We start from the raw sequence: 10,127 nt of genomic DNA, 5'->3' as shown, positions 1-10,127 counted from the left end.
TGGGGCGGGTGGCGCATGTCGGGGTGGGGTGCCGGCTCTCCCGCGGGGCGGGGCCGCCCCCCCCCCCCCCCCCCCCCCCCCCCCCGTCCGCCGCGTCAGATGCCCGCGGCCTCGGCGAGGTCGCGCTTGACGGCCGACAGCAGCTCGGCGGCGCGTTCGCGGGCGGGGCCCAGGTCGGCGGCCGTGGCGACCGGGAGGACGACCTCCAGGTAGCACTTGAGCTTGGGCTCGGTGCCGGACGGGCGGACCACGATCCGGGCCGAGCGCACCGGGTCGCCGGCCAGGTAGTAGCGCAGGCCGTCGGTGGGCGGCAGGTCGGCGGAGCCGGCCGAGAGGTCGTCGGCGCGGGTGACGGTCAGACCGGCCAGGACGGTCGGCGGCTGCTCGCGCAGGCGGCGCATGGCGTCGGCGATCAGCGAGAGGTCCTGCACCCGGACGGACAGCTGGTCGGTGGCGTGCAGGCCGTGCTCCAGTGCCAGGTCGTCCAGCAGGTCGGACAGCGTGCGGCCGGACTTCTTGAGGGTCGCGGCGAGCTCGGCGACCAGCAGGGCGGCGGTGATGCCGTCCTTGTCCCGGACGCCCTGGGGGTCGACGCAGTAGCCGAGCGCCTCCTCGTAGCCGTAGCGCAGGCCCTCGGCGCGGGAGATCCACTTGAAGCCGGTCAGCGTCTCGGCGTACGCCAGGCCCGCGGCCTCGGCGATCCGGCCGAGCAGGGTGGCGGACACGATGGTGGTGGCGAAGGTGCCCTCGGCCTTCTTGGCGACCAGGGCGGAGCCGAGCAGCGCGCCGACCTCGTCGCCGCGCAGCATGCGCCAGCCGGGGGAGCCGTTGCCGCCGGTCGGGACGGCCACCGCGCAGCGGTCGGCGTCCGGGTCGTTGGCGATCACGATGTCCGGGCCGACCGCGGCGGCGGTGCGGAAGGCGAGGTCCATCGCCCCCGGCTCCTCCGGGTTGGGGAAGGCCACGGTCGGGAAGTCCGGATCGGGCTCGGCCTGCTCGGCGACCACGGTCGGCGCCGGGAAGCCGGCCCGGCGGAAGGCGGCGACCAGGGTGTCGCGGCCGACGCCGTGCATCGGGGTGTAGACCACGTCCAGCTCGCGCGGGCTGTGCTCGTCGACGATGGAGACCGCCCGGGTCAGGTAGGCCTCGACGACGTCCTCGCCGAGCACCTCCCAGCCCTCCTCGGCGCGCGGGACGTCGTCCAGCGAGCCGATCGCGTCGATGTGGGCGGCGATCCCGGCGTCGGCTGGCGGGACGATCTGCGAGCCGTCGCCGAGGTAGACCTTGTAGCCGTTGTCCTGCGGCGGGTTGTGGCTGGCGGTGACGGTCACGCCGGCGGCCGCGCCCAGGTGGCGGATCGCGAAGGCGAGCACCGGGGTCGGCAGCGGGCGGGGCAGCAGCGCGGCGCGCAGGCCCGCCCCGACCACCACGGCGGCGGTGTCGCGGGCGAAGTCGTACGACTTGTGCCGGGCGTCGTAGCCGATCACGACCAGGTCGCCGAGCCCCTGCTCCTTGACGTAGGCGACCAGGCCGGCGGCGGCCCGGATCACCACGGCGCGGTTCATCCGCATCGGGCCGGCGCCGAGTTCGCCGCGCAGGCCGGCGGTGCCGAACTGGAGGCGGTCGCAGAAGCGCTCGGCGAGCTCGGACCAGGCGAGCGTGCTGACCTCATCGGCCTCCGGGCCCTCGGCCCGGGCCAGCAGGGCGGTCAGTTCCTCACGGGTCTGCGGGTCGGGGTCCTCGGCCAGCCAGGTACGGGCCCGGGCGAGGAGGTCGGTGGTGGGTGCCTGCGTCATTTGCCTGCTCCATCGGGAAGTGCGTCGGGGTGTCGGCCGGAGGGTTCCGCGCAAAAGGGAAGAAGAGGTGTCCACATGCGGACGGGGCCCCCGGGAAGGCGTGATCAGCGGATCACGCCGCCCGTGGGCCCCGTCACTCATGATTCTGCGCCCGGCAGGCGTCAGATCCGCTCCAGGACCTTCGCCAGCAGCTCGCCCATGCGCTCGGCGGAGGCCTTGCCGGCCTCCAGGACCTCTTCGTGGTTGAGCGGCTCGCCGGTCATGCCGGCGGCCAGGTTGGTGACCAGGGAGATGCCGAGCACCTCGGAGCCGGCCTCGCGGGCGGCGATGGCCTCCAGGGTGGTGGACATGCCGACCAGCTCGCCGCCGATCACCCGGGCCATGTTGACCTCGGCCGGGGTCTCGTAGTGCGGGCCGCGGAACTGGACGTAGACGGCCTCGTCCAGGCTCGGGTCGACCTCACGGCACAGCGCGCGCAGGCGCTTGGAGTACAGGTCGGTGAGGTCGACGAAGTTGGCGCCGACGATCGGGGAGTCCGCGGTCAGGTTGATGTGGTCGCTGATCAGGACCGGCTGGCCCGGGGTCCAGCCCTGGCGCAGACCGCCGCAGCCGTTGGTCAGGACGATGACGCCGCAGCCGGCCGCGGCGGCGGTGCGCACGCCGTGGACGACGGTGGCCACACCGTGGCCCTCGTAGTAGTGGTTGCGGCCGAGGAAGATCAGGGCGCGCTTGTCGCCGATCTTCACCGAGCGGATCTTGCCGGCGTGGCCGGCCACGGCGGGGGCGGGGAAGCCCGGGAGCTCGGTGACCGGGAACTCGGCCACGGTCTCGCCCAGGGCGTCCGCGGCCGGCACCCAGCCGGAGCCCATCACCAGGGCGACGTCGTGCCGCTCGGCACCGGTCAGCTCGCGCAGGCGCTCGGCGGCGGCCTGGGCGGCGGCGTAGGGGTCGGTGGAGACGACCGACTGAGGAGAAGCGTTCACGGGAACGAGGATAGACGGCTTTCGGCTACGCGCGTAGAAGATCCGCGTACGGCATGCCGGATCGTTACGCGGTTGACCCGAAAACACAGTTCGGCGGCGCTTCCGGGCGACCGGGTCTGTCGGTACGTACAGGAGGGGGGACGGGCTGTCAGCAGGGACGGCGGCGCAGGTCCAGCACGTAGTCGTCCGGAGCCCCGGCGCTCTCGGCGGCGTCGGCGATCAGACCGAGGTAGCGGGCCGCGGGCAGGCCGCCCTCGTAGTCGTTGAGCACGTACGTCCAGACCGGGATGTCGCCGTCCAGGGTCTGCGCACGCAGCCTGATCTTGCGGTAGATGCCGAGCTGGACGCCCTCCCAGCGGTCCAGGCCCTCCTCGTCCATCGGCGCGACGTCGTAGAGGGAGACGAAGACCCGGTCCTTCTCGTCCTCGACGACGGTGGCCAGCGAGCCCTCCCAGCCGAGCTGCTCGCCGCCGAAGGTGAGCCGCCAGCCGTCCAGCCACCCCGTGCCGCGGAGCGGGGAGTGCGGGGCTCGGCGGGTCATCTGCCGGGCATCGAGGTTGGTGGCATACGCGGCGTAAAGGGGCATGGGGGCCAGCGTAGCCCGGTCGGAGGACGCGGCGGGGCCGGTGGATGAACGGACGGAGCGCGGACCCCGTTGTGGCGCCGTTCCCGGCGTGCGGGACAATGGGGTACGTGACTCGGATCGTGATCATCGGTGGCGGACCCGGCGGCTACGAGGCGGCCCTGGTGGCCGCCCAGCTCGGCGCGGAGGTGACCGTCGTCGACCGCGACGGTCTGGGCGGATCGGCGGTGCTCACGGACTGCGTGCCGTCGAAGACCCTGATCGCGACCGCGGAGGTGATGACCACCTTCGACAGCTCGTACGAGGAGCTGGGCATCACGGTCGACGAGGGCGGCGCCGCGGACCGGGAGGCCAGGGCCATCGGCGTGGACCTGGGGAAGGTCAACCGCCGTGTGAAGCGCCTGGCGATCGCCCAGTCCCACGACATCACCCAGTCCGTCACCCGCGCCGGGGTCACCGTGCTGCGCGGCCGCGGCCGGCTCGGCGCCGGCGGGCAGGCCGTGGACGGCTCCCGCGAGGTGCTGGTGGACGCCCCCGACGGCGCCGTGCACTCGCTGCGCGCCGACGCGGTGCTGATCGCCACCGGCGCCCACCCGCGCGAGCTGCCGGACGCCCAGCCGGACGGCGAGCGGATCCTGACCTGGACCCAGGTGTACGACCTGGAGGAGCTGCCCCGTGAGCTGATCGTGGTCGGCTCCGGCGTCACCGGCGCCGAGTTCGCCGGCGCGTACCAGGCGCTCGGCTCCAAGGTCACCCTGGTGTCCAGCCGCGACCGGGTGCTGCCCGGTGAGGACCCGGACGCCGCCGAGGTGCTGGAGGACGTCTTCCGCCGCCGCGGCATGAACGTGATGGGCCGCTCCAGGGCCGAGAGCGCCAAGCGGATCGGCGACCGGGTCGAGGTCACCCTCTCCGACGGCAAGGTGATCGAGGGCACCCACTGCCTGATGGCGGTCGGCTCGATCCCCAACACCGCGGAGATGGGCCTGGAGGAGGCCGGGGTCAAGCTCAACGACTGGGGCCAGATCCAGGTCGACCGGGTCTCCCGCACCAGCGCCCCGGGCGTGTACGCGGCCGGCGACTGCACCGGCGTCTTCATGCTCGCCTCGGTGGCGGCCATGCAGGGCCGGATCGCGATGTACCACGCGCTCGGCGACGCGGTGCAGCCGCTGAACCTGAAGACCGTGGCCTCCAACGTCTTCACCGACCCGGAGATCGCCACCGTCGGCTACACCGCGGCCGACGTGGAGTGCGGCAAGATGGACGCCGTCGTGGTCAAGCTGCCGCTGCGCGGCAACCCGCGGGCGAAGATGCAGGGCATCCGGGACGGCTTCGTGAAGCTGTTCTGCCGCCCGGGCACCGGCATCGTGGTCGGGGGCGTGGTCGTCGCCCCGCGGGCCAGCGAGCTGATCCACCCGATCGCGCTCGCGGTGGACGCCAATCTGACGGTCGAACAGGTGGCCAGCGCCTTCACCGTGTACCCGTCGGTCTCCGGCTCGACCGCCGAGGCCGCCCGGCAGCTGCACATCCGCAAGCGGTCCCACGGCGAATCCTGAGCCCGAGGCGCACAGTTGAGGGCGGCTGCCGATCGGCGGCCGCCCTTCGCGCAGGCAAGATCATCACCCGGACGGCGGGCGCGGTTCCGGGTTGTTGACGGCGCGTATTGTACGGTCACGCGCCGCTCTTGCGCGAGCATTTCCCGCTACGAGGTGCAAACGCCTGAAAGCAGACGGTCACGCAGGTTACCGTCGGTTCTGTGTTTGCAGCAGAACGTCGCCAGTTGATCCTCGAAATGGTGCGCGCCAACGGAGCGGTCTCGCTCCGGGAGTTGGCCCGCGTCGTCCAGACCTCCGAAGTGACCGTGCGCCGTGACGTGCGGGCGCTGGAGGCAGAAGGGCTCCTCGACCGCCGGCACGGCGGCGCGGTGCTCCCCGGCGGCTTCAGCCGCGAACCCGGCTACCCGCAGAAGACCCACCTGTCCGCGGCGGAGAAGAGCGCCATCGCGGACCTCGCCGCCGGACTGGTGGAGGAGGGCGACGCGGTGGTGGTCGGCGCCGGCACCACCACCCAGGAACTGGCCCGCCGGCTGGCCCGGGTGCCCGGCCTGACCGTGGTCACCAACTCGCTGCTGGTCGCCCAGGCGCTGGCGCACGCCAACCGGGTCGAGGTGGTGATGACCGGCGGCACCCTGCGCGGCTCCAACTACGCCCTGGTGGGCAGCGGCGCCGAGCAGTCGCTGCAGGGGCTGCGGGTCACCAAGGCCTTCATCTCCGGCAGCGGGCTGACCGCCGAGCGCGGGCTGTCGACCGCGAACATGCTGTCCGCGAGCGTGGACCGGGCAATGGTGCTGGCGGCCGCCGAGGTCATCGTCCTCGCCGACCACACCAAGCTCGGCGCGGCCGGCATGTTCCAGACGGTCGCCACCGAGACCATCACCCGGCTGGTCACCGACGAGCAGGCCACCGCCGACGACGCCACCGCCCGCGAGCTGGACGCGCTCGCCGACTGCGGGGTGCAGATCGACCTGGCCCCGCTCGGTGCCGCCCCCGGCGGCGACGCCCCGGTGCACGGCACCGGCAGCGGCCCGGTGCACCAGACCCAGCCCGGCCCGGTGGGCCGCCGGCCCGTCCCGCCGCCCGGCGGCGCTCCGCTCCCCGGCCAGCGCCGCCCCGGCACGCACGGCGGCCCGGCCGGCCCGGGCGGGATGCCGGTCCGGCTGGCCGAGATGGGCCTGCCGCGCGGGCGCTGAGCCCGGTTCAGGCACGGCGCGCCCCGAGCGGGCGGCCCGCGGTGGAAACCGGACCGGTCCGTACCCCCTGAAGGGAGTACGGACCGGTCGGGAATTGACGGACGCGGCGTCAGCCCGTGATCAGGGTCAGTCCTTGATCTCGCACAGCGCGGCGCCGCTGCTGACGCTCCCGCCCACCGCGGCCTTGAGGCCGACGATGGTGCCCGCCTTGTGGGCGTTCAGCGGCTGCTCCATCTTCATCGCCTCCAGGACCACGATCAGCTCGCCCTCGGCGACGACCTGGCCCTCCTCGACGGCGACCTTGACGATGGTGCCCTGCATCGGCGAGGCCAGGGTGTCACCGCTGAGGGCCGAACCGGCCTTCTTGGCGCCCACCCGGCGCTTGGCCTTGGCCGTACCCGTCGCACCCGCCGCGGGGGCCGTGGAGACGCCCAGCGAGGACGGCAGCGAGACCTCGATCCGCTTGCCGCCGACCTCGACGACCACGGTCTCCCGGGTCTCGGCCTCCTCGGCCTCGCCGGCCGTGCCGACGAACGCCGGGATGGTGTTGTCGAACTCGGTCTCGATCCAGCGGGTGTAGATCTTGAACGGGCCGTCGCCGCCGTGGACCTCGGGTGCGAACGCCGGGTCGGTGACGACCGCCTGGTGGAACGGGATGGCCGTGGCCATGCCCTCGACCTTGAACTCGTTCAGCGCGCGCCTGGCCCGTTCCAGGGCCTGCTTGCGGTCGCGGCCGGAGACGATCAGCTTGGCCAGCAGCGAGTCCCAGGCGGGACCGATGACCGAGCCGCTCTCCACGCCGGAGTCCAGGCGCACGCCCGGGCCGGACGGCGGGGCGAACAGCGTGACGGTGCCGGGCGCGGGCAGGAAGTTGCGGCCGGGGTCCTCGCCGTTGATGCGGAACTCGAAGGAGTGGCCGCGCACCTTGGGGTCGCCGTAGCCGAGTTCCTCGCCGTCGGCGATGCGGAACATCTCACGGACCAGGTCGATCCCGGTGACCTCCTCGGTGACCGGGTGTTCCACCTGAAGGCGGGTGTTGACCTCCAGGAAGGAGATCGTGCCGTCCAGTGCGACCAGGAACTCGCAGGTCCCGGCGCCCTCGTAGCCGGCCTCCTTGAGGATGGCCTTGGAGGCGCGGTACAGCTCGGCGTTCTGGGCCTCGGTCAGGAACGGCGCGGGCGCCTCCTCGACCAGCTTCTGGTGGCGGCGCTGGAGCGAGCAGTCACGGGTGGAGACGACCACCACGTTGCCGTGCTTGTCCGCGAGGCACTGGGTCTCCACGTGCCGCGGGTTGTCCAGGTAGCGCTCGACGAAGCACTCGCCGCGGCCGAAGGCGGCGACCGCCTCGCGCACGGCGGAGTCGTACAGCTCCGGGATCTCCTCCAGGGTGCGGGCGACCTTGAGGCCGCGGCCGCCGCCGCCGAAGGCCGCCTTGATGGCGACCGGCAGGCCGTGCTCCCGGGCGAACGCGACGACCTCGTCGGCGCCGGAGACCGGGTCCGGGGTGCCGGCCACCAGGGGGGCGCCGGCGCGCTGGGCGACGTGACGGGCGGTGACCTTGTCACCGAGGTCCCGGATGGCCTGCGGGGGCGGGCCGATCCAGGTCAGGCCCGCGTCGATCACGGCCTGGGCGAACTCGGCGTTCTCCGACAGGAACCCGTAGCCGGGGTGGACGGCGTCGGCGCCGGAGTCCTCCGCGGCCTTGAGGACCTTGGCGATGTCCAGGTAACTGGTGCCGGGGGTGTCACCGCCCAGCGCGTAAGCCTCGTCGGCCGCGCGGACGTGCAGCGCATCCCGGTCCGGCTCGGCGTAGACGGCGACGCTGGCGATACCGGCGTCCGAGCAGGCCCGGGCGACGCGGACGGCGATTTCCCCGCGGTTGGCGATGAGCACCTTGCGCACTGTGGCTCCCTTCTTGAACCTCGTTGAGTTTATGGATTCCTGGGCAGTACCGGCGAGTAGCCCCAGGTTGTGAACTATCCCACACGGACCGTGATGGGTTTTGCGGCCCGGTCGGCGGGCCGGACGGAGACTCCGCAGGTCGCGGCGGGTCCGGTCGGGCGGACACGGTCGACGCCGGGTGACGGGGCGGCGGCGTGGCGGGACGGTGGCATGGGACACACCGTCCCGCCGCCCGCTCACTCCGCGGTCGTGCCGGCCGGGGCGGCGGCGGGGGAGCGCCGCAGTGCCTCGGTCGTCACGTCGGCCACCAGCTCGACCATGTCCGGCCCGTAGGCCTCCGGGTTGACCACCCGCAGGACCAGGGCGAAGGTGCCGTTCCGGCCGTACTGGCGGGCGAGTTGGCGGTGGTGCGCCACCAGGTGGCGGACACCGGCCTGGTTGGCGACGCCGGTCTGGCCGGCGATCAGGAACACCGGGCGGCCGCCGTCCGGGGTGGCGATCCGGGCGAGCAGGACGTGGGTCCGGTCGTGGTCGACGGCGAAGTCCCGGTCGCCCACCACGATCACGTTGCTGCCCGGGCCCGGACCGGAGGTGATCAGCACGCCGGGCAGGCCCCAGGCCAGGTGGGCGGCCATCCGCTCGTTGCTGACCGGACCGCCGAGGCACAGCTCGGTCTTGCCGCCCAGGCCGCGGTGAGCGGCGTCGTGGGCGACCAGTTCGGGCCGGGCGCCGCACTCCTCGACCAGCCCGGCCAGCCACATCAGGGCGTAGGCGTCCCGGCGGGTCACGGTGTGGGCGTGCGAGCCCGTCCCGATGCTGCGGGGCACCACGATCAGGCACTCGCTGCCGGCCGGAAGCCCGAAGAACGCCCGCACCCGCTCCACCCGGCGGCGCCGCCGCAGGGCCTGCGCCAGCCAGCCGAGGCCGGCGCTGATGGCACTGGCCACCAGGCCGAGCACCACGTTGAGCACGTTGTCGTTCATCGCCGCGTTCCCGCCCCCTTCGAACGCCGGTAGCTTAGAGGCTGAACTGCCCGGAGCGGCAAGTCACTTGGTCCACAGATCGGTGATGCGCAGGTCCAGGTCGGCGAGCAGGCGGCGCAGCAGCGGCAGGGACAGGCCGATGACGTTGCCCGGGTCGCCGTCGATGCCGTCGATGAACGGCGCCGAGCGGCCGTCCAGGGTGAATGCCCCGGCCACGTGCAGCGGTTCGCCGGAGGCGACGTAGGCGGCCACCTCCTCGTCGTCCGGCGTGCCGAACCGGACGGTGGTGGAGGCGGTCGCCGAGGCCTGCCGGCCGGTCGCGGTGTCGACCACGCAGTGGCCGGTGCGCAGCACTCCGGCGCGACCGCGCATGGACTGCCAGCGGGCCAACGCCTCGGCGGCGTCGGCGGGCTTGCCAAGGGCCTGGCCGTCCAGCTCCAGGACGGAGTCGCAGCCGATCACCAGCTCGCCGCCGGCCAGTCCGGCGGCGACGGCCTTGGCCTTGGCCTCGGCCAGGACGAGGGCGAGTTCGCCGGGGGTGGCGGCGCTGATCGCGTCCTCGTCGACGCCGCTGACCACCACGCGGGGGTCGAGCCCCGCCTGGCGCAGCAGTCCGAGGCGGGCGGGGGAGGCGGAGGCGAGGACGAGGGCGCGCTGGTCGGTCATGCCCACCAGGGTAGGGGGTGGCACCAAGGGGGTGCCGATGCCGCCGTTCGGGTGAACGTTCAGATGAAGAACCGGGTCAGCATGATCAGCACGGAGCCCACCAGCACGATGGCGGCGAGCACCTTGCCGGACCGCTGCATCCGCTCCTGCATGCGACGGGCCTCGGGCGAGGGCCCGTCCTCGGGGTCTGACCAGAGCACCCGTCCAGAGTGCGGTGCGGGCGGGCCCGGACGCCTGAGTATCCGTACTCAGTTTCGGGCAAAGCGGGCGGCAGAACGCGGTGGTGAGCGGGGTCGGGAGCGGGGGGGGGGGGGGGGGGGGGGGGGGGGGGGGGGGGGGGGGGGGGGGGGGGGGGGGGGGGGGGGGGGGGGGCGGGGGGGGGGGGGGGGGGGGGGGGGGGGGGGGGGGGGGGGGGGGGGGGGGGGGGGGGGGGGGGGGGGGGGGGGGGGGGGGGGGGGGGGGGGGGGG

The 10,127-nt window shown here is 73.8% G+C and carries 9 protein-coding genes; 2 read left to right on the top strand and 7 right to left on the bottom strand.

The features are described from left to right. Window positions 1-95 precede the first annotated feature (95 nt). From ACH4J0_RS21165 to ACH4J0_RS21155, 3 genes are all read right to left on the bottom strand, one after another. Window positions 96-1,796 carry a phospho-sugar mutase gene (locus ACH4J0_RS21165; RefSeq protein WP_396242080.1) on the bottom strand — a complete coding sequence of 567 codons (1,701 nt, stop codon included), beginning with the start codon at window positions 1,794-1,796 and terminating at the stop codon, window positions 96-98. Between the two features lie 161 nt (window positions 1,797-1,957). Next, window positions 1,958-2,779: a purine-nucleoside phosphorylase gene (locus ACH4J0_RS21160; RefSeq protein WP_396242079.1), complete on the bottom strand. Its 822-nt coding sequence runs from the start codon at window positions 2,777-2,779 to the stop codon at window positions 1,958-1,960. 148 nt (window positions 2,780-2,927) lie between these two features. Beyond that, the gene (locus tag ACH4J0_RS21155) at window positions 2,928-3,365 is read right to left on the bottom strand and encodes a gamma-glutamylcyclotransferase (protein ID WP_396242078.1); all 438 of its coding nucleotides are present in this window, start codon (window positions 3,363-3,365) and stop codon (window positions 2,928-2,930) included. 98 nt (window positions 3,366-3,463) lie between these two features. On the opposite strand from ACH4J0_RS21155, the gene ACH4J0_RS21150 reads away from it, so the two are divergent. Further along, window positions 3,464-4,915, top strand: a complete 1,452-nt coding sequence (locus tag ACH4J0_RS21150) for an NAD(P)H-quinone dehydrogenase (protein WP_396242077.1) — start codon at window positions 3,464-3,466, stop codon at window positions 4,913-4,915. A 236-nt stretch (window positions 4,916-5,151) separates the two neighbouring features. Then, window positions 5,152-6,108, top strand: coding sequence for a DeoR/GlpR family DNA-binding transcription regulator (locus tag ACH4J0_RS21145; RefSeq protein WP_396242225.1), 957 nt, complete (start codon window positions 5,152-5,154; stop codon window positions 6,106-6,108). Window positions 6,109-6,234: 126 nt separating this feature from the next. Here ACH4J0_RS21145 and ACH4J0_RS21140 read toward each other — a convergent pair whose 3' ends face one another. The 4 genes from ACH4J0_RS21140 to mmpB form a co-directional block, all read right to left on the bottom strand. Next, on the bottom strand, window positions 6,235-8,010 hold the full coding sequence (locus tag ACH4J0_RS21140; protein ID WP_396242076.1) for an acetyl/propionyl/methylcrotonyl-CoA carboxylase subunit alpha: 1,776 nt from the start codon (window positions 8,008-8,010) through the stop codon (window positions 6,235-6,237). 236 nt (window positions 8,011-8,246) lie between these two features. Then, the gene (locus ACH4J0_RS21135) at window positions 8,247-8,993 is read right to left on the bottom strand and encodes a hypothetical protein (RefSeq protein WP_396242075.1); all 747 of its coding nucleotides are present in this window, start codon (window positions 8,991-8,993) and stop codon (window positions 8,247-8,249) included. A 63-nt stretch (window positions 8,994-9,056) separates the two neighbouring features. Further along, a complete protein-coding gene (locus tag ACH4J0_RS21130) occupies window positions 9,057-9,659 on the bottom strand; it encodes a nucleoside triphosphate pyrophosphatase (protein ID WP_396242074.1) in 603 nt (200 codons plus the stop codon). Window positions 9,660-9,718: 59 nt separating this feature from the next. Further along, window positions 9,719-9,859, bottom strand: a complete 141-nt coding sequence (gene mmpB / locus ACH4J0_RS21125) for a morphogenic membrane protein MmpB (protein ID WP_396242073.1) — start codon at window positions 9,857-9,859, stop codon at window positions 9,719-9,721. Window positions 9,860-10,127: the final 268 nt, after the last annotated feature.

This window comes from Kitasatospora sp. NPDC017646, assembly GCF_044329365.1.
Lineage (GTDB): Bacteria > Actinomycetota > Actinomycetes > Streptomycetales > Streptomycetaceae > Kitasatospora.
Note: the sequence above shows the minus strand (reverse complement) of the source record. Positions and strands in the feature narration are given on the sequence as shown.

What these genes read in the sequence shown, in the direction of transcription:
- ACH4J0_RS21165 (WP_396242080.1), bottom strand. Translation starts at nt 1,796, where the DNA reads ATGACGCAGGCACCCACCACCGACCTCCTCGCCCGGGCCCGTACCTGG.
- ACH4J0_RS21155 (WP_396242078.1), bottom strand. Translation starts at nt 3,365, where the DNA reads ATGCCCCTTTACGCCGCGTATGCCACCAACCTCGATGCCCGGCAGATG.
- ACH4J0_RS21150 (WP_396242077.1), top strand. Translation starts at nt 3,464, where the DNA reads ATGGGGTACGTGACTCGGATCGTGATCATCGGTGGCGGACCCGGCGGC.
- ACH4J0_RS21145 (WP_396242225.1), top strand. Translation starts at nt 5,152, where the DNA reads ATGGTGCGCGCCAACGGAGCGGTCTCGCTCCGGGAGTTGGCCCGCGTC.
- ACH4J0_RS21135 (WP_396242075.1), bottom strand. Translation starts at nt 8,993, where the DNA reads ATGAACGACAACGTGCTCAACGTGGTGCTCGGCCTGGTGGCCAGTGCC.
- ACH4J0_RS21130 (WP_396242074.1), bottom strand. Translation starts at nt 9,659, where the DNA reads ATGACCGACCAGCGCGCCCTCGTCCTCGCCTCCGCCTCCCCCGCCCGC.